This window comes from Roseibium aggregatum, assembly GCF_014692675.1.
Classification (GTDB): domain Bacteria; phylum Pseudomonadota; class Alphaproteobacteria; order Rhizobiales; family Stappiaceae; genus Roseibium; species Roseibium aggregatum_C.
In genome coordinates, this window is sequence record NZ_JABFCZ010000005.1 from 161,333 (window position 1) to 183,054 (window position 21,722).

Annotated in this window: 17 protein-coding genes and 1 tRNA gene; 11 read left to right on the plus strand and 7 right to left on the minus strand. The window is 61.0% G+C overall.

Translation table 11 applies throughout. The annotated features are described in order from the left end of the window. The first annotated feature begins 89 nt into the window (after positions 1-89). The 3 genes from HK439_RS05580 (at position 90) to HK439_RS05590 (ending at position 4,222) form a co-directional block, all read left to right on the plus strand. A complete protein-coding gene (locus HK439_RS05580) occupies positions 90-890 on the plus strand; it encodes an FAD binding domain-containing protein (RefSeq protein ID WP_190290396.1) in 801 nt (266 codons plus the stop codon). Positions 891-1,154: 264 nt separating this feature from the next. Beyond that, positions 1,155-2,906: a type I secretion system permease/ATPase gene (locus HK439_RS05585; RefSeq protein ID WP_190290397.1), complete on the plus strand. Its 1,752-nt coding sequence runs from the start codon at positions 1,155-1,157 to the stop codon at positions 2,904-2,906. A gap of 2 nt (positions 2,907-2,908) precedes the next feature. Beyond that, positions 2,909-4,222, plus strand: a complete 1,314-nt coding sequence (locus tag HK439_RS05590) for an HlyD family type I secretion periplasmic adaptor subunit (RefSeq protein WP_190290398.1) — start codon at positions 2,909-2,911, stop codon at positions 4,220-4,222. A 21-nt stretch (positions 4,223-4,243) separates the two neighbouring features. On the opposite strand, the gene glp is transcribed toward HK439_RS05590, so the two are convergent. Genes glp through HK439_RS05615 form a run of 5 tightly spaced genes read right to left on the minus strand, consistent with a single transcriptional unit; the run spans position 4,244 to position 9,737 of the window. Continuing rightward, on the minus strand, positions 4,244-5,449 hold the full coding sequence (glp, locus tag HK439_RS05595) for a gephyrin-like molybdotransferase Glp (RefSeq protein WP_190290399.1): 1,206 nt from the start codon (positions 5,447-5,449) through the stop codon (positions 4,244-4,246). Positions 5,450-5,453: 4 nt separating this feature from the next. Next, positions 5,454-5,963 (minus strand): cyclic pyranopterin monophosphate synthase MoaC, encoded by a 510-nt coding sequence (moaC, locus tag HK439_RS05600; RefSeq protein ID WP_190290400.1) that lies wholly within the window; start codon positions 5,961-5,963, stop codon positions 5,454-5,456. A gap of 10 nt (positions 5,964-5,973) precedes the next feature. Next, positions 5,974-6,786 (minus strand): indole-3-glycerol phosphate synthase TrpC, encoded by an 813-nt coding sequence (trpC, locus tag HK439_RS05605; protein WP_190290401.1) that lies wholly within the window; start codon positions 6,784-6,786, stop codon positions 5,974-5,976. A gap of 4 nt (positions 6,787-6,790) precedes the next feature. Next, positions 6,791-7,804, minus strand: a complete 1,014-nt coding sequence (trpD, locus tag HK439_RS05610) for an anthranilate phosphoribosyltransferase (RefSeq protein WP_190290402.1) — start codon at positions 7,802-7,804, stop codon at positions 6,791-6,793. A gap of 34 nt (positions 7,805-7,838) precedes the next feature. Further along, complete coding sequence (locus HK439_RS05615; protein WP_190290403.1) at positions 7,839-9,737, minus strand: SurA N-terminal domain-containing protein; 1,899 nt, start codon at positions 9,735-9,737, stop codon at positions 7,839-7,841. Between the two features lie 229 nt (positions 9,738-9,966). On the opposite strand from HK439_RS05615, the gene tpiA reads away from it, so the two are divergent. The 6 genes from tpiA (at position 9,967) to HK439_RS05645 (ending at position 18,372) form a co-directional block, all read left to right on the plus strand. Next, the gene (tpiA, locus tag HK439_RS05620; protein ID WP_190290404.1) at positions 9,967-10,725 is read left to right on the plus strand and encodes a triose-phosphate isomerase; all 759 of its coding nucleotides are present in this window, start codon (positions 9,967-9,969) and stop codon (positions 10,723-10,725) included. Between the two features lie 100 nt (positions 10,726-10,825). Further along, positions 10,826-11,218 carry a preprotein translocase subunit SecG gene (gene secG, locus HK439_RS05625; RefSeq protein ID WP_190290405.1) on the plus strand — a complete coding sequence of 131 codons (393 nt, stop codon included), beginning with the start codon at positions 10,826-10,828 and terminating at the stop codon, positions 11,216-11,218. Between the two features lie 132 nt (positions 11,219-11,350). Further along, entirely contained in the window at positions 11,351-12,979 is a 1,629-nt protein-coding gene (locus tag HK439_RS05630) for a CTP synthase (RefSeq protein WP_190290406.1), read from the plus strand. Between the two features lie 43 nt (positions 12,980-13,022). Beyond that, on the plus strand, positions 13,023-13,856 hold the full coding sequence (locus HK439_RS05635) for a VOC family protein (RefSeq protein ID WP_190290407.1): 834 nt from the start codon (positions 13,023-13,025) through the stop codon (positions 13,854-13,856). A 206-nt stretch (positions 13,857-14,062) separates the two neighbouring features. Next, positions 14,063-15,157: an efflux RND transporter periplasmic adaptor subunit gene (locus tag HK439_RS05640; protein WP_209011578.1), complete on the plus strand. Its 1,095-nt coding sequence runs from the start codon at positions 14,063-14,065 to the stop codon at positions 15,155-15,157. Positions 15,158-15,162: 5 nt separating this feature from the next. Then, entirely contained in the window at positions 15,163-18,372 is a 3,210-nt protein-coding gene (locus tag HK439_RS05645) for an efflux RND transporter permease subunit (protein WP_190290409.1), read from the plus strand. Positions 18,373-18,404: 32 nt separating this feature from the next. Here the strand turns inward: HK439_RS05645 and HK439_RS05650 are convergent, their stop codons facing one another. Beyond that, positions 18,405-19,517: an iron-containing alcohol dehydrogenase gene (locus HK439_RS05650; RefSeq protein WP_190290410.1), complete on the minus strand. Its 1,113-nt coding sequence runs from the start codon at positions 19,515-19,517 to the stop codon at positions 18,405-18,407. A gap of 187 nt (positions 19,518-19,704) precedes the next feature. Further along, positions 19,705-19,780: transfer RNA gene (locus HK439_RS05655), tRNA-Lys, on the minus strand. Positions 19,781-20,202: 422 nt separating this feature from the next. On the opposite strand from HK439_RS05655, the gene HK439_RS05660 reads away from it, so the two are divergent. Both HK439_RS05660 and HK439_RS05665 read left to right on the plus strand, forming a co-directional pair. Continuing rightward, positions 20,203-20,499 (plus strand): hypothetical protein, encoded by a 297-nt coding sequence (locus tag HK439_RS05660; RefSeq protein WP_190290411.1) that lies wholly within the window; start codon positions 20,203-20,205, stop codon positions 20,497-20,499. A gap of 175 nt (positions 20,500-20,674) precedes the next feature. Continuing rightward, entirely contained in the window at positions 20,675-21,640 is a 966-nt protein-coding gene (locus HK439_RS05665; RefSeq protein ID WP_190290412.1) for a TAXI family TRAP transporter solute-binding subunit, read from the plus strand. Positions 21,641-21,722: the final 82 nt, after the last annotated feature.

The window sequence follows — 21,722 nt, forward strand, 5'->3', positions numbered from 1 at the left end:
ATTAAGTTGCCCGGCCCGGCAATCTGGTTTTAATTTCCGGCTTGGGAATTCATCCTGCCGGACACCTTGGCCGACAAGGGGAGAAGAACATGTACGAAACGACTTATCATCGCGCCGGTTCGGTAGCTGATGCCGCTTCCATGATGGCGTCCGCCGAAGACGGCAAGTACCTCGGCGGCGGCCAGACGCTGCTGCCCACCATGAAACAGCGCCTGGCCGCTCCGACCGATCTGATCGACCTGGCGAAGATCGTCGATCTTCACGGCATCAGCGAAGCCGGTGGCGCAGTCGTCATCGGCGCTGCGACGACCCACGCCGAAGTCGCATCGTCGGCGGTGATCAATTCCAAGCTGCCCGGCCTTGCGACGCTCGCCGGCGGCATCGGCGATCCGGCCGTCCGTCACAAGGGCACGATCGGCGGTTCGATTGCCAACAACGATCCGGCTGCCGACTATCCGTCCGCCCTGGTCGCTCTGGGCGCGACGGTCAAGACCAACAAGCGCGAACTCGCTGCCGAAGACTTCTTCACCGGTATGTTCGAAACGGCCCTTGAAGACGACGAAATCGTCACATCGGTCTCGTTCCCGGTGCCGGCGAAATCGGCCTATTCCAAATACCCGAACCCGGCTTCGCGTTATGCCATGGCAGGCGTGTTCGTCGCCAAGGGAGCAGACGACTCCGTCAAGGTCGCCGTGACCGGCGCCGGCCAGGACGGCGTGTTCCGCGTCGGTGAAATGGAAAGTGCGCTCAGCTCCAACTGGTCGCCCGAAGCGGTTGCAGGGATTTCCGTGTCCTCCGACAATCTCCTGAGCGACATTCACGGCTCTGCCGCGTACCGTGCCAATCTGGTGACGGTCATGGCCAAGCGCGCGGTTGCCGCTGCCGGGTGATATTGAGACGCGGCGGATTCAGGTCTGCCGCCATTGGATGATCCAATCCGAAGAGCCGTCCGGTGCCCGCCGGGCGGCTTTTTCTATTGTCGCCGTGCCTGACCCGGGCGACGTCTTCGCAACATCCTGTCGTTACAATCGGCAGGCTTTGCGGGCTATCGTGGGATAAGGAAACTTTTCTCTTTTTGTCCGTATCGTTACCATGCTAGCGCGGAGCAGGGCCGATTGCTCTCTTCGTTCCACAAGACAGGTAGAGGCCTGCATTTGAAAACGGACCACGGCACTACAGACCCCGGCAACCGGGCGTCAGGGCACAGACACAGCGATAACCCGGTATCGCGCGCATTTGCCCCCATTCGTGCGGCCTTTGTAGGCGTCGGTCTGGTCAGCCTCCTGATCAACATCCTGATGCTGACCGGTCCGCTGTTCATGCTCCAGGTCTACGACCGCGTGCTCGCAAGCGGTTCTGTTCCCACGCTCGTGGTCATCGGCATCCTGGCGCTGGTCCTTTATCTGTTTTACGGCTTTCTCGAAGGGCTGCGCAGCCGCATCCTTGCCCGCATCGCGCAAAGGGTGGACGTCCGTCTGACCGGGCTGGTGTATCGGATGTCCAATATGCTTCCAGTGAAGTTGGGGCGCAAGGCAGCCCGGCTTCGCCCGGTTGCCGATCTCGATACCATTCGCCAGTTCCTGTCCGGTCCGGGCCCGGGCGCCATATTCGACATCCCCTGGCTGCCGGTCTATCTGACCATCGTTTTCCTGTTCCATCCGTTGCTGGGCGTGGTGGCGCTTGGCGGCGGACTGCTGATCGTCGTCTGCATCGGCCTGAACGAAGCCATGTCGCGCGGGCCTGTCGCCGAGACAGGCCGCGAGGCTTACCGCCGTGCGGAGGATGTGGAAAGCGGCCAGCGTAATGCGGAAGTCGTCTGCGCGATGGGGATGGATGACGCCCTGGCGTCCCGGTGGCAGGAGCAGAACGACGCCTATCTGGTGACCCAGCGCAGGGCCGCCGACCGGACCGGATTTTTCGGCACGCTCATCAAGACGGTTCGCTTTATTCTGCAGTCGGCCATCCTCGGCACCGGCGCCTGGCTGGCGATCAAGCAGGAGATCACACCGGGTGTCATGATTGCCGCGTCGATCATGACCTCCCGGGCCCTGTCTCCGATAGAACAGGCCGTTGCCCACTGGCGCGGCTTCGTCGCCTGCCGTCAGTCTATCGCGCGTCTGCGGGAGATCCTGTCCGCGGCACCGTTGAATGCGGACATTCTCGATCTTCCGCTGCCCTGCAAGACGCTCGAGCTGGAACAGGTCGCCTGTGGCCCGTTCGGAGAGCCGCTGCCTTTCGTCGTCAACGTATCCTTCAAGCTTCAGGCAGGCGACGGTCTGGGCATTATCGGGCCGTCCGGCTCGGGCAAATCCACCCTTGCGCGGTCGCTGGTCGGTGCGGTTCCGGCACTGAAAGGCACCGTCCGCTTCGATGGCGCGGATCTTGGTCAGTGGACGTCGGAAAAACGCGGCGAGTTCATCGGTTACCTGCCTCAGGACCTGCAACTGTTCGACGGCACGATTGCGGAAAACATATCCAGGTTCCGTCAGGACGCTGCCTCCGGCGCAATCATCGAGGCGGCCACCCTTGCCGATGTCCACGATCTCATTGTCGCCTTGCCGGACGGCTACAACACGGTGATCGGCCGATCCGGGCGCAATCTGTCGGCCGGACAGCGCCAGAGGATCGCCCTTGCGAGGGCGCTCTACGGCAACCCGTTTTTGATCGTGCTCGATGAACCTAATTCCAATCTGGACGCCGAGGGCGAAGCCGCTCTGATAAACGCCATCCGGACGATGCGGGAACGCAAATCGATCGTGGTCATCATCGCGCACCGGCCAAGCGCCATTGCGACCGTCGACAAGATCCTGTGTCTGCAGGAAGGCCGGATGACCGCCTTCGGACCGAAGGATGAAGTCCTGAAAAAGGTCGTGCAGCCCGTTCCGGCGGCAGGAACACGGAGGTAACCATGCCGGACACCTATAAAAAGGCGGGCAGACCGGTTTCCGACGATGTCCTGCGCCGCGCCATCAGGCGCCATCTCCTGATCGCGGCATTCGCGGCCCTGATCGTGGTCGGCGGAATAGGCGGTTGGGCTGCGATCGCAGAGATTTCCGGCGCGGTGGTGACGCCTGCGACGGTGGTGGTCCAAAGCAACGTCAAACACGTCCAGCACCAGGAAGGCGGGATCGTCAAGGAGATCCTGGTCAAGGACGATGACCTGGTATCCGCCGGCGACCTGCTGATCCGGCTGGACGACACGATCACCCGAGCCAATCTTGGCGCGATCAGCAAGCAACTCGGCGAACTGAAGGCGCAGGAGGCACGGCTTCTGGCGGAGCGGGACGGCAGGCAACGGATCGCATTTTCCGATGACGACATTCCGGACGATATCAAGCGCGGCCAGCAACTGCTGCTCGAGGCACGCCAGGCGAGCATTGCCGGACGCAAGGACCAGTTGCAGGAACAGATCCGGCAGTTCAACAAGCAGGCGGAGGGCCTCAAGGCCCAGCTGGAAGCCAAGGAATCGGAAATAGAGCTGATTGATGAGGAACTTGCCGATCTGGACGCATTGCTGAAAAAGCAGTTGGTCTCCAAGAGCCGGGTGTCGGCCCAACGCCGCGAACGGGCCCGGTTGCAGGGGCAATATGGCTCGTTCGTGTCGGAGATCGCCCGGATCCAGGAGGGCATCAGCGAGCGCAAGATCCAGATCCTGCAGATCGAGGAAACCTACCGGGCGGAGCTTCTGGAAAATCTCCATGAGACCCGGTCGCAGATCGCCCAGCTGGAAGAACAGAAGATCGCCGCGCAAGACAAGCTCACCCGTATCGATATCCGCGCACCGCAGGACGGCTATGTCCATGAACTGGCGGTTCACACCATCGGCGGCGTCGTCACGCCCGGGGAAGTATTGATGTCGATCGTTCCCCGCGCCGACCGGCTGGTGATCGAGGCAAAGGTCAAGCCGGTGGATATCGACGAATTGACGCCAGGACAGGAGGCCACCGTCCGCTTTCCGAGCTTCGACCGGCGAACCACGCCGGAACTGAAGGCAAAGCTGCTGAGCGTATCGGCGGACCTGACGATGGATCAGCGAACGGGGACCGGCTATTACACGGCACGGCTGACCATCGATGACGCGGAACTGGCCCTTCTGGAGGGAAAGGTGCTCGTCCCTGGCATGCCCGTGGAAGTCTTCATGAAGACGCAGGACCGGACCGTTCTGAGCTATCTCATCAAACCGGTATCCGATCAGATCGCCCACGCCATGCGGGAACACTGACCAAGGAAAAAAAGCTGCGCCTCAGAGCCGGATGATCGGTACGCTTGCGCCTGCCTTGAGAGCAGGGGCATGCGGCGGCCGGACGATCAATGCGCCGGACCGCGCGAGCAGGGCGAGCATGGAACTGTCCTGCTTGCCGAACGGCGTGGCGATCAGCTTGCCACCTGCGTCTTGCGCCAGCTCGGCCCGGACATAGTCCTGCCGCCGATCGTTCTCACCTATATCCGCCCCCAGGATGGCCTGGCTCTCCAGAGCGGCCGACTGTTGCCGGCCTAACATCGCGGCGAGCAGCGGTTTCAGGAACAATAACCCGCAGACAAGGCTGGAGACCGGATTGCCGGGAAGGCCCAGAACCTTGGTGGCCCCCAGATGCCCAGCCATGAGCGGCTTGCCCGGACGCATGGCGATCCGCCAGAACGCCAGGTCCATCCCTTCCGCGCCGAGCACGTCCTGGACCAGGTCGTGATCGCCGACCGATGCGCCGCCCAGGGTCACCAGAATATCCGCCTGTGCTTCGATCGCCAGGCGGACGTGGCCGGCCATGGCAACGGAATCGTCAGGCGAAATGCCGAGATCCAGGGGCTCGCCGCCGCAATCTTCCACAAGGGCTGCGATGCCGAGATGGTTGGAGGCGATGATCTGGTCCGGCCCGGGTTCGGCCCCCGGCTGGACCAGTTCGTCTCCGGTCGCCAGGATCGCCACCACAGGTTTTTTATGAACCGGCAACCGGGCGTGGTTCATGGCCGCAGCAAGTGCAAGATCGCGATAGCCGAGTTTGCGCTGCGCTTTGAGAAGAACCTCGCCTTCCTTGAAATCGAGACCAGCAGGGCGGACGAAGGCACCGAAGGCAGGCCTTTCAAGCGCCATCACGATGTCGCCGTCGCGGGTCGTATCCTCCTGGATCAGGATCGTATCCGCACCGTCCGGGACCGGCGCGCCGGTAAAAATCCGCACGGTTTCGCCCGGGCCGATGCTTCCGGAAAAGCCGTGGCCGGCGGGCGCTTCGCCAATGACCTTCAGTCGGGCCGGCATCGCACTGAGATCGCTGTGGCGAACGGCGTAACCGTCCATGGCAGATGCGGCAAAGGGCGGCTGGGTCCGTGTGGAGGCCAGGTCTTCACTCAGGATCCGTCCGTTGGCGTCTGCCAGCGCCACCCACTCGGTCGGCCGCGGTTCCACGCCGTCCAGCAGACGGGCTAGCGCTTCGGCAACGGGCATCAGGCTCATGGGGTCACGTCCCGCCGGTGCCGCCGTCGGCGGCCGTCCAGTGCCCGGATTTCCCGCCGGCCTTTTCCAGGAGCTTGATATCGCCGATGACCATGCCCCGGTCGACGGCCTTGGCCATGTCGTAGATGGTCAGGCAGGCGACAGAGCAGGCCGTCAGCGCCTCCATCTCGACGCCCGTCTGGCCGCTGACTTTGGCGGTCGCCTGAACGCGCAGGCCCGGAAGCGTGTCGTCCGGCGTGATGTCGACGCTGATCTTGGACAGAAGCAGCGGATGACAGAGCGGGATCAGCTCGTGGGTCTTTTTCGCAGCCATGATGCCGGCAATGCGCGCCGCACCGATGACGTCGCCCTTCTTGGCGTTGCCGGAGCGGATGAGATCCAGCGTTTCCGGCTTCATGGTTACGGAGCCGCTCGCAACCGCGATCCGCGACGTGACGTTTTTCTCCGACACGTCGACCATGTTCGCCGAACCGGTGTCGTCCAGGTGAGTCAGTTTCGCTGTCTGTTCACTCATGGATTACGCCTTATTCCGCAGCCTTGAGCGCGTTGTGCCGTAAAAGGGACCGGGTCGCAGCAGCCACATCGTCCTGACGCATCAGGCTTTCGCCGATCAGGAACGTCGAGATGCCGACCTTGTGCATCCGGTCCAGATCGTCGGGCGTAAAGAGCCCGGATTCGCCAACGATGATCCGCTCCGACGGAACCTTCGGCGCCAGCTGCTCGCTGGTTTCAAGCCTGGTCTCGAAGGTCTTGAGGTTCCGGTTGTTGATGCCGAGCAGTTTCGAATTGAGCCGGAGCGCGCGCTCAAGTTCCGCTTCGTTGTGGACTTCGAGTAGAACGTCCATGCCCAGCTCGAAGGCGGTGTCCTCAAGAGCCCTGGCCGTTGCGTCATCGACCGCTGCCAGAATGATCAGGATGCAGTCCGCGCCCCAGGCGCGTGCCTCGTGAACCTGATAGGTGTCATAGAGGAAGTCCTTGCGCAGGGCCGGGAGAGAAACCGCGCTGCGCGCCGCTGTCAGGAATTCGGGCCGGCCCTGGAACGACGGCGTGTCGGTGAGCACGGACAGGCAGGTCGCCCCGCCTGCTTCATAGGCTTTTGCGAGGGTAGGGGGATCGAAATCCTCCCGGATCAGCCCCTTGGACGGGCTGGCCTTCTTGATTTCCGCAATCAGCGCGTAGTGGCCATCGGCGAGTTTAGCCTCGATTGCCTTTTGAAATCCGCGCGGAGCTTCGACGTCCCGGGCCGCAGCCTTGAGGTCGGTCAGGGAGACGGCGCTCTTGGCGGCTTCTATCTCCACCCGCTTGTAGGCTTCGATTTTTTCCAGAATATCGGCCATGTCTTTATCCGTTGGACGTTGCGACCAGTCGTTCCAGACGGTCTGCGGCCGAGCCGGTGTCGATCGATGCAGCGGCCGCTTCGACGCCGTCCTTCAGGGTGGCGCAGTGGCCAGCGACCACCAGCGATGCCGCGGCATTGAACAGCACGACATCCCGGTAGGCGTTCTTTGCGCCGCTCAGGACTTCGCGTAGAGCGTGGGCGTTTTCCGCCGGCGTACCGCCCTTCAGATCGGCCGGAGCGGCGACCGAAAGCCCGACGTCTTCCGGCGAGATTTCGAAGGACCGGAGTTTGCCGCCGTCGAGTTCGGTGACGTAGGTCGGCCCGGTGGTCGTGATTTCATCCATGCCGTCCGAACCATGAACCACCCAGACACGCTCGGAGTTCAGGTTCTTCAGCACTTCCGCAATCGGTTCCACCCACTGACGGGCGAACACCCCGACCAGTTGGCGCTTGACGCCGGCCGGATTTGAAAGCGGGCCGAGCAGGTTGAAGATCGTCCGGGTTGCCAGTTCCACCCGCGTCGGTCCGACATGTTTCATTGCCGCATGGTGCAGGGGCGCGAACATGAAGCCGATGCCGGCCGCCTTGATACATTCGGCAATCCTGTCCGGACCGATATCGATGTTCACACCCAGCTCGGCAAGCGCTTCCGCCGCGCCGGACTTTGACGACAGGGACCGGTTTCCGTGTTTGGCGACCGGAATGCCGCACCCGGCGACCACAAGGGCCGTGCAGGTGGAAATGTTGTAGCTGCCCGTGTTGTCGCCGCCGGTACCGACGATGTCGATGGCATTTGCCGGCGCGGTGACCGGCAACATCTTGGAGCGCATGGTTTCCACCGCGCCGGTCACTTCACCGACCGTTTCGCCGCGCACCCGCAAGGCCATCAGGAACCCGCCGAGCTGCGAGGGCGTAGCCTCGCCCGACAGGATGATCTCAAAGGCCGACCTTGCTTCGACGGCGCTCAGAGCGGTGCCGTCGGCAACCTTGGCAATGAAATCCTTGAACGTCTTCATATCCTGTCCACTCTTGCGCGGTTTCCGGAGACAATCAGTTGGTGGCTCCAAGTCCGAGAACATTGGCAACGCCGGTTTCATTGACGTGAATGCCTGCCTTGGTCTCGATATTGGAGATGTACTGATTGAGCAGGGAATCCTGCAACTGGCTTGCAAGCTGCGTTTTCAGCGCCTCATTAAGTGAGTCATCTGCCTTGAATTCCGGCGTATTCGTGGCTGTTACCTTGATGACCAGCCGACCGACCTTGTCGGCGGCCTCGACGTCGAACACGGATCCGTCCGGGCCGTCGAATGCCTTGGCGGCCGCCGGGCCGCTGATATCCCCGGCGGGCTTGTTCCGGGAAATGCCGTCGGCGGTCTTCAGTTCCAGGCCGGCGCTTTCTGCAAGAGCGGACATATCGGTCCCGGACTTGGCCTTGTCGGTCAGCTCGGCGGCCTTTTCAGCCAGTTTCTTTTCGGTCTCTGCCTTCTTCCAGGCAGCTACCACCTGATCCCGGACCTCGTCGAGGGTACGGTCGCGGGAGGGAATGACTTCGTCGACTTCATACCAGAGGAAGCCGCGGTCACCCAGCTGCAGCGGATCGTTCTCAACCCCGACGTCGCTGTCGAAGACGCCTGAGATCAGGTCCTTGGCATCCGGCAGGTCGACCTTTTCCTCGGCCTGGTTCTTGCCGGCGGAATCGATGGCATCGGGCGTTGTCGTTTCGAGGTGGAAACGCTCCCCGACTTCCTTGAGGGTTGCGCCGCCGGCGCGGGCATCTTCAATCTCTCCGAGAAGGTCGAGGACCTCGCGTTCGGCCTGTTCCTTGGCGAGGGTGGCCTTGATTTCGTCTTTCACCTCTTCGAACGGCTTGGTTTTTTCCGGCTGAATTTCGAGCACGTTCAGGATGACCGACGAGAACCGTCCGTCGACGATGCCGCTGGTTGCGCCTTCGGCGAGCGAAAAGGCGGCGTCGCCAATGGCCGGGTCGAGGAAGTCGCTCTTGGCCATCAGGCCGAGATAGACGTCATTGTCGGTCAGATTCAGGTCCTTCATCAGGTCATCGAAGGACATCCCCGAGGCAAGCTTGTCCGCGGCTGCCTTGGCTTCTTCCGGTTTGGTGAAGGACAGCTGGCGGACCTTGCGTTTTTCCGGCTGATGATACTGTTGCTGGTTGGCGTCGTATTCGGCCCGCGCATCCTCGTCGGTAATATCGTCCGGCCGCGCGATGGTGTCGGGGGTCAGCTGAAGCAGAGTGATCTTCCGGTACTCGGGCGCCTTGAACTTGGCCTTTTCCTTTTCGAAAAAGGCCTTCAGGGTTTCCTCGTCCGGATCCGCGATCTCGCCCAGAAGCGACGGCTCGACCAGCAGGTAGGCCACATTCCGGGTTTCGCTCTGGTAGTCATGCAGGACCTTGATATAGGCGGTCGGGACCACCATGCCGCCGGAAATCGCCTCGGCAAGCTGCTGGCGCTCGGCAAGGGAGCGCTGTTGCATGACGAAATCGTCTTCCGACATGCCGTTGTTGCGCAAAATCTGCTTGAGCAGATTGGGATCATAGGATCCGCCGGGGCTCTTGAACGAAGGATCGGCCTGGATCCGGGTCGCCAGCTTTTCGTCGGATATCCCGAGGTTCAGGTTCTTGGCCGTTTCATCCATCGCCGCTTCGGCGATCAGCGTGCCAAGGGTCTGCTGGGCGATCCCGAGCTGGGCACCTTCCTTGGTCGAAAGAGGGCGGCCGAGTTGCTGGCTGAACCGGTTCAGATCACGGCGGTAGGCGCGGTCGAAGTCGGTCAGGGAGATTTCGGTACCGCCCACCCTGGCAGCGACATTTTGCCCGAAACCATTCTTCAGCATATCGGCAACACCCCACACGCCAAAGCTCAGAACCAGCAGAGCGATAAAGATTTTGGCAACCCAGGTGCCGGCGCCCTTGCGCAGCGCGTCGAGCATGATTTCTCCCGTCTTTTTCCGTTTTGCCGGCACATGCATTGTGCCGGAATTCCTTTTCAGCTCATGGCCGAAGCGGGCGGATCATAATGACGCCGGCGCACTCGGGCAAGGCGGACAAGCAAATCAAAGCGATCCGATCTCCTGCAATAACTTGCAAGTGTCGGGCGGTTTTGGGTTATAGAGGCGGATCAGACGGAGAATTCAAGCATTTCAGGGAGATTTCGAGGGAATGACCGCGCAGATCAAGCCGCTTGTTGCCGGCAATTGGAAGATGAACGGCCTGACCGCCAGCGTAGACGAATTGAAAAAGATCGCTGCCGGCCTTTCGCCTGCTCTCGCCGACAAGGTCGATACCATGATCTGCGGCCCTGCCACCCTCACGTATCTTCTGGCATCGGCGGCCGGCGGTACGGCCGTTCAGATCGGCGGCCAGGATTGCCATTACAAGGAAAGCGGTGCGCATACCGGCGACATATCCGCTGAAATGCTCGCAGACGTTGGCGCCACCGCGGTCATCGTCGGTCATTCCGAGCGGCGAACCGACCACGGCGAGACCAATGCGACCGTCAAGGCCAAGGCGGAAGCCGCCTGGCGCGCCGGACTGACCGCAATCGTCTGTGTTGGCGAAACCGAAGCCGAACGCAAGGCAGGCGACACGCTCAAGGTTGTGGAATATCAGCTTGCCGGTTCCATTCCCGATGAAGCAACGCCCGAAAACTGCATTGTGGCCTACGAGCCGGTCTGGGCTATCGGCACGGGTCTGACGCCGACATCGGCCGATGTCGCTGAAGTGCACAAGGCCATGCGCGACGCTCTGGCAGACCGCTTCGGCGAAGCAGGCGGCCGGATGCGCCTTCTTTACGGCGGTTCGGTCAAGCCGGGGAATGCCGCCGAACTCATGGGCGTGGCAAATGTCGATGGTGCGCTGGTCGGCGGCGCCAGCCTGAAGGCGGACGACTTCCTGGGAATTTGCAACGCATATGCCTGAAGACTTGTCCTGTCGGTCAGGAAACACACATTCAAGGGTGGTAAGGCGGCGACACCTGGTGTAGAAGGCCGCCAAACTTGAACAAACGGATTGGCCCACGATGGAAACCGTAGTCATCGTCATACACTTGATGGTCGTCCTGGCCCTGGTGCTCGTTGTCCTGCTGCAGCGCTCCGAAGGCGGCGCTCTCGGCATGGGCGGCGGCGGAGGCGGCGGCCTCATGACCGGGCGCGGCACGGCAAACGTGTTGACCCGCGCAACCGCGATTCTCGCAGTCGTGTTTTTCGCGACCTCGATCGGCCTCAGCCTGATCGCCGAGATGAAGGATCGCCCCGGATCGATTCTGGACGCGACCCCCGCGGCAACGACGACGCCGGCAGCACCGGCCACCGGCGAAGGCGGAAACGGCATTCTTGATTCGCTCAAGAAGGAAGAAGGCCAGCAGCAGCCGCAACCGGAACCCACCGGTCCGCAGGTTCCGACCGCTCAGTAAGCGTTTGAGGTGGTTCGCCACCGGATTCACTCGACATCAGATGCCCTGCGGCAACAACGCAGGGCATTTTTATGTGCTTAACGAAACTCCCGAGTGGTCAATCGGCCCTCGGCAACGATATGGTATTGCTCCATGGCGCGATACATTTTCATCACTGGCGGCGTGGTTTCCTCGCTTGGTAAAGGTTTGGCTTCCGCAGCTCTCGGAGCGTTGCTCCAGGCCCGCGGATACAAGGTTCGGCTTCGAAAGCTCGACCCCTATCTGAATGTCGATCCGGGCACCATGAGCCCGTATCAGCACGGCGAATGCTTTGTGACCGACGACGGGGCGGAGACAGATCTCGATCTCGGCCACTACGAACGGTTCACGGGACGTCCCGCGAACCAGCGGGACAACATCACCACCGGCAGGATCTACCAGGACATCATCGCCAAGGAACGGCGCGGCGATTATCTGGGCGGCACGGTCCAGGTGATTCCCCACGTGACCGATGCGATCAAGAATTTCGTCCTCGACGGCAACGATGGTTACGACTTCGTCCTCGTCGAAATCGGCGGCACCGTCGGCGATATCGAGGGGCTGCCGTTTTTCGAAGCGATTCGGCAGCTCGGCAATGACCTGCCGCGCGGCGATGCGGTCTATGTCCACCTGACGCTGATGCCGTTCATCGCAAGTGCGGGCGAGATGAAGACCAAGCCGACCCAGCACTCGGTCAAGGAACTGCGCTCCATTGGCATTCAGCCGGATATCCTGATGATCCGTTGCGACCGGCCGATTCCGGACAACGAGAAGCGCAAGCTGTCCCTGTTCTGCAACGTGCGCGAATCCGCCGTCATTCCGGCCTACGACGTCAAGTCGATCTATGACGTGCCGATCGCCTATCACAAGGAAGGCCTCGACGACGAAGTGCTCGCAGCCTTCGGCATCAAGGGCGCGCCGGCACCCGTGCTCGACCGCTGGGAAGGGATTTCGAACCGCATCGCCAACCCGGAAGGCGAAGTCACGATTGCCATCGTCGGCAAGTACACGGTTCTCAAGGACGCCTATAAATCGCTGATCGAAGCCCTGGTTCACGGCGGGATCGCCAATCAGGTCAAGGTCAACATCGAGTGGATCGAATCGGAGACCTTCGAAAAGGAGGATCCGGGCCCGTATCTGGAAGGGGTGCACGGCATTCTCGTTCCCGGCGGTTTCGGCGAACGCGGATCGGAAGGCAAGATTGCCGCGGCAGCTTTCGCCCGCACCCGCAAGGTTCCCTATTTCGGCATCTGCTTCGGGATGCAGATGGCGGTGATCGAAGCCGCGCGCGACCTTGCCGGCATCAAGGACGCAAGTTCGACCGAATTCGGGCCTTCCAAGGAGCCGGTGGTCGGCCTGATGACCGAATGGACCAAGGGCAACAAGCGCGAGGTGCGCGCTGAAGATGACGACATGGGCGGCACCATGCGGCTCGGCGCCTATCCGGCGGCCCTCAAGCCCGGGTCCCGGATCGCCGAAATCTACGGGACGACGTCGATTTACGAACGTCATCGCCATCGCTACGAAGTCAACATCGGCTACCGGGAACGGCTGGAAGCCTGCGGCCTGATCTTTGCCGGAACGTCGCCCGACGGCGTGCTGCCGGAAACGGTCGAGATCGCGGATCATCCGTGGTTCATCGGGGTGCAGTATCATCCGGAGCTGAAATCCCGGCCGTTCGAACCGCACCCGCTGTTTGCTTCCTTTATCGAAGCCGCGATACATCAAAGCCGCCTGGTTTAAGAGCAATATGGTATAAGGACCGGGGACAGAACGGAGCAACGGGATGGTGCATGGATTGGATCACGTAGTCGTCGCCGTCCATGATCTCGATGCGACCGCCAAAGCCTGGGAAGGCCTGGGTTTCACCGTCACGCCCGAAGCCCGTCATCCCTGGGGAACGGCCAACCGCCTGGTCCAGCTCGACGGGTTTTTCATCGAACTTCTGTCGGTCGCAGACGAGAGCCTGATCCGCGAACCGGGCGAGGGAGAATTCTCTTTCGGCGCCTTCAACCGGGATTTTCTGAAACGCCGCGAAGGCGGCTCCATGGTGGTTTTTGAAAGTCACGATCCGGATAAGGACCGCGCCCATTTCGAAAAACACCACCTGAAAACCTATGCCCCGTTTTCTTTCGAACGCGAGGCGAAAGCGCCCGATGGCTCTGTCCGCAAGGTTGCCTTCGACCTGACCTTCGTGACGGATCCGCTTGCGCCCGGGATCGGGTATTTCACCTGCCGCAACCGCTTTCCGGAAAATTTCTGGAAACCGGACTACCAGACCCACGCCAATGGCGCGGTCGCCATCGACGAGATCGTTCTCGTTGCGAACGACCCTTGCGACCATCACGAATTTCTCGGAAGCCTGATGGAACAGCGGGAAATGCGGGTGACCAGTCTCGGTCTGGAACTGAAAACGCCGCGCGGCCGCATCCAGGTCTTCACCCCGGACGCCTATTCCCGGCTGTTCGGTCAGGAGGCCTTCGATTGTCTGCCCGACGACCTTCCTGCAATCGCCGGCCTGGTTATCAAGTGCCGGGGAATCAAGGCCCGCAAAGTCATCGCGGGATCGGACCTTTTCGGTCTTACCCTGGTGCTTGACCCCATGGAAGCGGGCGACTGAAACGCCGTTTGGCGGCAGCCGGGTCTTCCTGTCCTGCCATTTCATCCGTAAAAGTCCGCCTTCCGGCATTAACCGCTTGTTTTGGCGGTGATGTCACTTTTAGTCTGACGTAAAGTCAGATATTCGCCTGCGGATTTTTGGGGGGCCGGACTGTGGCACGTTTTCTTTCGACCGTTCATTTAAGCCGTATGTTGATCCCAGGCCTGATGCTTGGCGCCCTGGCCGCCTGCCAGAAGCAGGAAGAGCAGGCCAAGGCACCGCCGCCCGCAGTCAGCGTTGCCGGTATCCAGGAAAAGACCATTCGGGAAAGCACGAGCTTCATCGGCCAGGTTGCCGCGATCGACAAGGTTTCGCTGGTGGCGCGCGTCAGCGGCTTTCTCGAAGACAAGGCGGTACAGGACGGCAAGAAGGTCAAGAAGGACGAACTGGTCTTCAAGATCGAGAAAGACCAGTATGTGGCCGCCGTCGACAAGGCCAAGGCCGACCTTGCCAGCGCACAGGCGGATGCCGCGCTCAAGGCGGCAGACCTGAACCGGGATCGCGATCTTTATCAAAAAGGGCATATTTCGGAAGCGGCCTTTCAATCGACACAGGCCCAGAAAGCCCAGGCGGACGCCTCGGTACAGGGGGCTCAGGCCGCTCTCGAGCAAGCCCAGCTGAACCTGAGCTACACGGATATTTCCGCCCCCTTCGACGGCTTGCTCGGCAAGACCACCTACAGCGTCGGAGAGGTGGTCGGCCCGTCCTCGCAGCCGCTTGCGACTCTGATCCGCGTCGCGCCGGTCTATGTGAATTTTGCCGTCAGCGAGGCGCAATACCTGAATGCGCTGAAGCAGCACGGTATCAGTCCAGACAATATCAAGCCGGAAAATACGCCTAACCTGAGCCTGATCCTTCCCAACGGCGACAAGTTCGACGAAACCGGAAAAGTCGTCTTCATCGACAACAAGGTCGATCCGAAGACCGGAACCATCTCTTTCCGTGGCCTGTTCGACAACAAGAACTGGACACTGCTCGACGGCACTTTCGTAAATGTGGTCATCGAATCCAAGGAAGAGAAAAAGGAACTCGTCGTCCCGCAGGCCGCCGTCCAGCGCGATCAGCGCGGAAGCTTCGTGCTGGTGGTCAATGCGCAAAATACGGTCGAGCAACGATATGTCGACCTCGGAGCCCAGGTGGATACCGATTTCGTCGTCAAGAAGGGATTGCAGAGCGGCGAGAAGGTCATTGTCCAGGGCTTGCAGAAAGTGCGGCCCGGCGTGCCGGTTAATGCCTCGCTTGCCTCGAAGCCGGCGGAGTAGCGCTCATGTTCTCTGTCTTCTTCATCTACCGGCCCAAATTCGCACTCGTCATTTCGCTGGTGATCACGATCGCCGGGATGCTCGGCTACATGGCCCTTCCGGTCGAGCAGTTCCCCAATATCACGCCCCCCGTGGTCAACGTGACTGCGCAATATACCGGTGCCAACGCCGAAGTGCTGGAAGAAACGGTGGCAGCGCCCATCGAGGCGCAGGTGAACGGCGTCGACAACATGATCTACATGTCGTCGAACAGTTCCGACAGCGGCACCTATTCCTTGAACGTGACCTTTGCCGTTGGCACCGACCCGGACATCGCCACCGTCAACGTCCAGAACCGCGTCAGCCAGGCGACGAGCCAGCTGCCGAGCGAAGTCACCTCGAACGGCGTCACGGTGCAGAAGGCCTCCACCAACATGCTGCTGGTGGTCACGCTGTATTCGCCCAAGGGGACCTATGACGAGGTCTTCCTGTCCAACTACGCCTCGATCAACCTCAAGGACGCGCTGGCGCGCGTGCCCGGTGTCGGCAAGGCCGATGTTCTCACCGATTTCGCCTATGGCATGCGGATCTGGCTCGATCCGGACAAGCTGGCCAACCTGGGGATGGCCCCGGCGGATTTCATCTCCGCGGTCAGGGACCAGAACATCCAGGTGGCCGCAGGCCAGATCGGCGCGCCGCCGGTGCCCGAGGGACAGCAGTTCCAGTACACGATCAAGGCCAAGGGCCGCCTGTCCACGGCAGAGGATTTCGAAAACATCGTCCTGAGAACCGGTGACGATGGCGCCATTGTCCGCATCGGCGATGTCGCACGGGTCGAACGGGGCGCCCAGTCCTATTCGGTCAGCGGTGAATTCAACGGCAAGCCGTCTACGGTTCTGGCGGTCTACCAGGCGCCGGGCGCCAATGCGATCGCGGTCGCCGAAGGTGTCGTCAGCCGGCTGGAAGAGCTTTCCCAGGCATTTCCGGATGATGTCGCCTACCAGATCCCGTTCGATACGACCGACTTTGTCCAGACCTCGCTGGACGACGTGGTCACCACACTTTTCATCACCTTTGCCCTGGTGGTGTCCGTGGTCTTCATCTTCCTGGGCAACTGGCGCGCGACCATCATTCCGATGGTGGCAATTCCCGTTTCCCTGATCGGGACCTTCGCCGTCCTGCTGCTTTTCGGGATGTCCCTGAACACCATTTCCCTGTTCGCCCTGGTGCTCGCCATCGGGATCGTGGTGGATGACGCCATCGTGGTGGTGGAGAACGTGGAACGGATCCTGACGGAAGAGGGGCTCGACCCCAAAGCCGCAACCGCCAAGGCGATGGGCCAGATCATGGGGCCGGTGATCGCAACGACACTGGTGCTGTTGGCGGTGTTCGTGCCCACCGTGTTCATGCCCGGTATTACCGGGAAACTCTATTCCCAGTTCGCCGTGACGATTTCCGTGTCCGTCGTCATTTCCTCGATCAACGCGCTGACGCTGTCGCCGGCCCTTTGCGGCCTGATCCTGAAGCGCCGCAGCGGGCCGCCCAAGGGGTTGATGGGGATCTTCGACAAAAGCATCACAGGCGTGCGCAACGGCTATTCGGCAGTCGTCGCCAGGCTGGTCCGGGTTGCCGTGGTCGGCGTGATCGGTGTCGGCGGCGCGCTTGCCCTGATTGTTTTCCTCGGCGGTCGCCTGCCTCAAGGCTTCCTGCCGCTGGAGGACCAGGGGTACCTGATGGTCGATATCCAGCTGCCCGACGGTGCGTCGCTGCAGCGGACCGAGGAAGTGACCAAGGGACTGGTGGAAACCGTGGCGAAGACCCCCGGGGTCGCCAGCGTGGTGTCGGTGAACGGCTTTTCCATTCTGAATTCCGCGGTGTCGTCGAATGCGGCCATGATCATCGCGACGCTCGACAACTGGAACAAACGCCAGGAGCCGTCACTCGGGATCGACGCGATCCTGTCGAAGTTCCGCGGCGACTTTGCAGCTGTCCCGAGTGCGAACATCATCGCCTTCAATCCGCCGCCCATTCCCGGACTTGGCACCACCGGCGGCGTGCAGATGATGGTGCAGCAGACCGGCGGCGGGTCGCCTCAGGATCTGGCGTCCGCCGCCGGATCCCTGGTCTATTCAGCAAACCAGGACCCGGATATCGCACTTTCCTATACGACCTACCGGGCCAACGTCCCGCAGATCTTCGTTGATCTGGACCGGGAGAAGGCCAAGACGATCGGCGTCGATGTCGCCGATGTCTTTTCCACGCTGCAGGCCTATCTCGGGTCCTACTACATCAACGACTTCAATCTGTTCGGCCGGGTCTACAAGGTGATGATCCAGGCGGAGGGGGATTTCCGCAACCGGGTGGAAGATATCGGCAAGCTTTATGTCCGAGCGGCCGATGGCACGATGGTGCCGATGCAGTCGCTGGTGACGACCAGGAACGTCTTCGGTCCGCAAACGCTCACCCGTTACAACATGTTCCGCTCCGCATCCGTGAACGGCGAACCTGCTCCGGGGGCTTCGACCGGCGTGGTGATCAATGGCATGCAGGCGGCGGCCGCCACGGCCCTGCCGTCCGGTTACACCTACGAGTGGACCGGAACGGCCTTGCAGCAGAAGGGCTCCGGCAACCTGGTCATCTACATTCTGCTGCTGTCGATCCTGTTCGCCTACCTGTTCCTCGTGGCCCAGTACGAAAGCTGGAGCATGCCGTTCGCCATCCTGATGTCGGTGTCGGTCGCTCTCCTCGGGGCCTTCGTCGCGGTCTTCGTCACCGGCGGCGACATCAATCTCTACACCCAGATCGGCATGATCATGCTGGTCGGCATGGGGGCGAAGAACGCGATCCTGATCGTCGAATTTGCCATGGAGCAGCGGGCGGACGGCAAGTCCATTCTGGCCGCGGCAAAGGAGGCCGCCCACCTGCGGTTCCGTGCGGTGATGATGACCGCCTTGTCGTTCCTGCTCGGCGTGGTTCCTCTGGTGACGGCGAGCGGGGCCGGGGCCGCCAGTCAGAAAGCCATCGGCATTGCCGTCTTCGGCGGTATGGCCTTTGCCTCCAGCCTGGGTGTGCTGATCATCCCGTCGCTATACGTGGCCCTGCAGGCTCTGCGGGAAATCGTCAAGCGCCAGTACCGGGGCCTGGATACCCCGGGCGGACCGGGGAGCGGCAAATCCGGCAGTGAGGTGAGCGAAAGCGAGGCGAGCGAAGGCGAGGCGAGCCCCTCGACCGCCTGAGCGCATCTTTTTCGTAAAAGAACAAGCTTTTCTCAGCGGGCCTCTTCCAGGATCGCCCGGTACTCCGCCTCGCTTGCAATCCGCGGGTTGGTCGCATGGCAGTGATCGAGCAGTGCCGCCTTGGCGACCTGGTCGAGATGAGCGGCGGTAACCCCGAGGGCATCAAGGCCGGAGGGAATGCCGATGTCCCGGTTCAACTGCTCGATGACCGCATCCGGCTCGCCTCCCAGAATCTCCGACAGGACCCGCCATTTGTCTCCGATCGCCTGGCGGTTGAACCGGAGCACCGGCGCCATCAGGATGGCATTCAGCGTACCGTGATGCAGATTGAGTTCCTTGATCGCCCCTGCCGGGTGGGTGAGTGCGTGGACCGCGCCGAGGCCCTTCTGGAAGGCCATGGCGCCTTCCATGGACGCCATCATCATGTCCCAGCGGGCCTGCCGGTCGGCACCATCGCGAACGGCAACCGGCAAGGCCTTGAAGCCGCGCGTCAAGCCGTCGATGGCTATGGCGTCGGCCGGCGGGTTGACTGCCGGGGCCATATAGGTCTCAAGACAATGGGACAGCGCGTCCATGCCGGTGGCGGCCGTCAGGAACGGCGGCAGCCCGAGGGTCAATTCCGGGTCACATAGCGCAATGTTGGGCAGCATGTGCGGGCTGATCAGGCCCAGCTTGCGTCCGTCGGCCAGATTGATCACCGCGGCCCGGCCGACCTCCGATCCGGTGCCGGAGGTGGTCGGCACCGCTATCATCGGACAGATATTCCCGGTGATCCGCGCGACACCGCCCTCGATCGCGGCATATTGGGCAAGCGGCGGTTCATGGCCGGTGAGCAGCCGGAGCGCCTTGGACAGGTCGATGACCGAACCGCCGCCAAAGGCGATCACGCCGTCGCACCCCTCGGCGTCGTACTGCGCCTTTGCAGCCATCACCGCTTCTTCCGTCGGGTTGGACGGCGTTCCGTCATAGACGGGCAGGGGACCACCATAGGCGTCAAACAGGCGGTCGAGAAGGCCGGTTTTGATCAGCCCCTGATCGCTGACCACCAGGGGACGGCTCATCCCGAGTTGGTCGCAATAGGTCCTGATCCTCGCGATCCCACCGAAATCAAACTCGATCCGCGTCAGATAAGTGATCGTTGCCATGGCTTGGCCGCATCCTCCCTAAATTGAAAGTTCGTTTTTCAGCGACTTTTCGAGCGGGTGCAAGAGGCAAGCGCGGCAGAACTGCATTGCGAATGGGATTAGGACGGTAGAGCCTGCATCTGCCGGTCCGGTGGATATGAATGATGCAAAAGTGCCCGACCTGAGAGATAGGTGACAAAGGAAAGTATGGTGAGCCGACAGGGGCTCGAACCCTGGACCTACTGATTAAAAGTCAGTTGCTCTACCAGCTGAGCTATCGGCTCTCACCATTTGTTAACGATCCCGTTTCATCCTCTTTCAGGCCTTCCGGAATCGAATGCTGACGACATGTGCTGGTATGCCGCTCGCGACGTGGCGAGTGTGTATGCCGAGCCGAAAAAAGTTTCAAGGGGGAATTTCCATAAATTCAAAGGCGATTTTCCCATCACTCGTAAAAGTCGCCAATGGAAGTTGTTCAGATGTAATCGTTTTTATGACCCTGCGTTAATAATATGTTGCGCTTTTTGAAAAATCAGGCAGTATACATTTGGTGTTTTTCTGACTTGATGTTACCTCCTTTCAAAGTATTCAGTGCTGAAACTAAAAGTATGCACTAGTATTCTTGACAATGCCAACTGATCACATTTGAGCAATACCGTTAGTTAAAAATAAGCCGGTTTTGCTGACCAAGCATGCGAGATGATCAATGCAGAAACGGACTATTGAACGCAATCCGGAAGCCGTGGAACTTGAGTTCGTCAAGAGCCACATCGCAGCGACCATGACCCTGATTCACGGCATGATCGATCAGGGCGTTCTCGATCGTGACCGTCTGGACAGTTTCTTCGCTGGCTTTCTCGATGAACTGCCGCATACACGCGACACACTCGGTCTCCGCCTTGTAATTGATCAATGGCGTCAAGGGCTTATCTCCGGCGAAGACGAAGCGAACCTGCGCCAGACCCTTTTCGAAGTCATCACCGGCGGTAAGGCCGCGAACTGAGGGTTTTGCACGCTATCGCGCATAAGTGGTAATAGGCGTTACGTTTTTTTTCGACCTTTTCGTCAAATAATGCGCGGCGAGGGTTTTCTATCCCGTTTCTTTTTGGTTAGCTTCCTCCTTCGGAGTGTTCCGAATGCCCTTAGAATGGGCCAATTCATAATGGTGGAGGTTTCCCATGAAAATCACGAGCCTTGCGCTTGGCCTGGCGATATTCGCCGGCAGCTTTAGCGCTGCTGCAGCCGCCGATCAGAAGTTTATCTCGATCGGGACCGGCGGCGTGACCGGTGTCTATTATCCGACCGGTGGCGCAATTTGCCGTCTGGTGAACAAGAACCGCAAGGAACACGGCATCCGTTGCTCGGTCGAGTCGACCGGCGGGTCCGTTTACAACATCAACACGGTACGGGCCGGCGAACTCGAATTCGGTGTCGCCCAGTCCGACTGGCAGTACCACGCCTATCACGGCACTTCGAAGTTCAAGGACCAGGGTCCGTTCGAAAAGGAACGGGCGGTGTTTTCGGTCCATCCGGAACCGTTTACCCTGATCGTCCGCAAGGACACCGGCATCAAGAGCTTCGAAGAGTTGAAGGGCAAGAAGGTCAACGTCGGCAATCCCGGTTCCGGCCAGCGGGCGACCATGGAAGTGGTCATGGATGCCTTCGGTATGAAAATGGACGATTTCGCCCTTGCTGCCGAGTTGAAGGGCTCCGAAATGGCCCAGGCCCTGTGTGACGGCAAGATCGACGCGATGATCTACACCATCGGCCACCCGGCTGCCGCCATCACCGAAGCCGCCACCACCTGTGACGTGGAACTCGTGTCCGTCACCGGCGCTCCGATCGACAAGCTCGTTGCCGACAATCCCTACTACCGCAAGGCCACGATCCCGGCCGGCATGTACAAGGGAACCGACAGCGACGTGACGACTTTCGGTGTCGGCGCAACGTTCATCACCTCCGCCGACGTTCCCGATGACGTCGTCTACACGGTCGTCAAGGCCGTCTTCGACAACTTCGACGACTTTAAGGCCCTGCATCCCGCCTTCAAGAACCTGAAGGAAGAGGAAATGATCAAGGACGGCCTGTCCGCACCGCTCCATCCGGGCGCGATCAAGTACTACAAGGAACGCGGCTGGATGTAACAGCTGCAGGGAAACGCCGGGCAAGCGATCGCCCGGCGTTTTCTTTCGCTCGGACCTGATGACGTCCGGGCATGGGAATTGA

Bases quoted from the DNA above. Each gene is read 5' to 3' on its own strand.
- trpD (WP_190290402.1), bottom strand. From the start codon at position 7,804: ATGAAGACGTTCAAGGATTTCATTGCCAAGGTTGCCGACGGCACCGCT.
- HK439_RS05665 (WP_190290412.1), top strand. From the start codon at position 20,675: ATGAAAATCACGAGCCTTGCGCTTGGCCTGGCGATATTCGCCGGCAGC.
- glp (WP_190290399.1), bottom strand. From the start codon at position 5,449: ATGAGCCTGATGCCCGTTGCCGAAGCGCTAGCCCGTCTGCTGGACGGC.
- HK439_RS05650 (WP_190290410.1), bottom strand. From the start codon at position 19,517: ATGGCAACGATCACTTATCTGACGCGGATCGAGTTTGATTTCGGTGGG.
- HK439_RS05590 (WP_190290398.1), top strand. From the start codon at position 2,909: ATGCCGGACACCTATAAAAAGGCGGGCAGACCGGTTTCCGACGATGTC.
- tpiA (WP_190290404.1), top strand. From the start codon at position 9,967: ATGACCGCGCAGATCAAGCCGCTTGTTGCCGGCAATTGGAAGATGAAC.
- HK439_RS05660 (WP_190290411.1), top strand. From the start codon at position 20,203: ATGCAGAAACGGACTATTGAACGCAATCCGGAAGCCGTGGAACTTGAG.
- moaC (WP_190290400.1), bottom strand. From the start codon at position 5,963: ATGAGTGAACAGACAGCGAAACTGACTCACCTGGACGACACCGGTTCG.
- HK439_RS05640 (WP_209011578.1), top strand. From the start codon at position 14,063: ATGCTTGGCGCCCTGGCCGCCTGCCAGAAGCAGGAAGAGCAGGCCAAG.
- HK439_RS05580 (WP_190290396.1), top strand. From the start codon at position 90: ATGTACGAAACGACTTATCATCGCGCCGGTTCGGTAGCTGATGCCGCT.
- HK439_RS05615 (WP_190290403.1), bottom strand. From the start codon at position 9,737: ATGCTCGACGCGCTGCGCAAGGGCGCCGGCACCTGGGTTGCCAAAATC.
- secG (WP_190290405.1), top strand. From the start codon at position 10,826: ATGGAAACCGTAGTCATCGTCATACACTTGATGGTCGTCCTGGCCCTG.
- HK439_RS05645 (WP_190290409.1), top strand. From the start codon at position 15,163: ATGTTCTCTGTCTTCTTCATCTACCGGCCCAAATTCGCACTCGTCATT.
- HK439_RS05635 (WP_190290407.1), top strand. From the start codon at position 13,023: ATGGTGCATGGATTGGATCACGTAGTCGTCGCCGTCCATGATCTCGAT.
- trpC (WP_190290401.1), bottom strand. From the start codon at position 6,786: ATGGCCGATATTCTGGAAAAAATCGAAGCCTACAAGCGGGTGGAGATA.
- HK439_RS05630 (WP_190290406.1), top strand. From the start codon at position 11,351: ATGGCGCGATACATTTTCATCACTGGCGGCGTGGTTTCCTCGCTTGGT.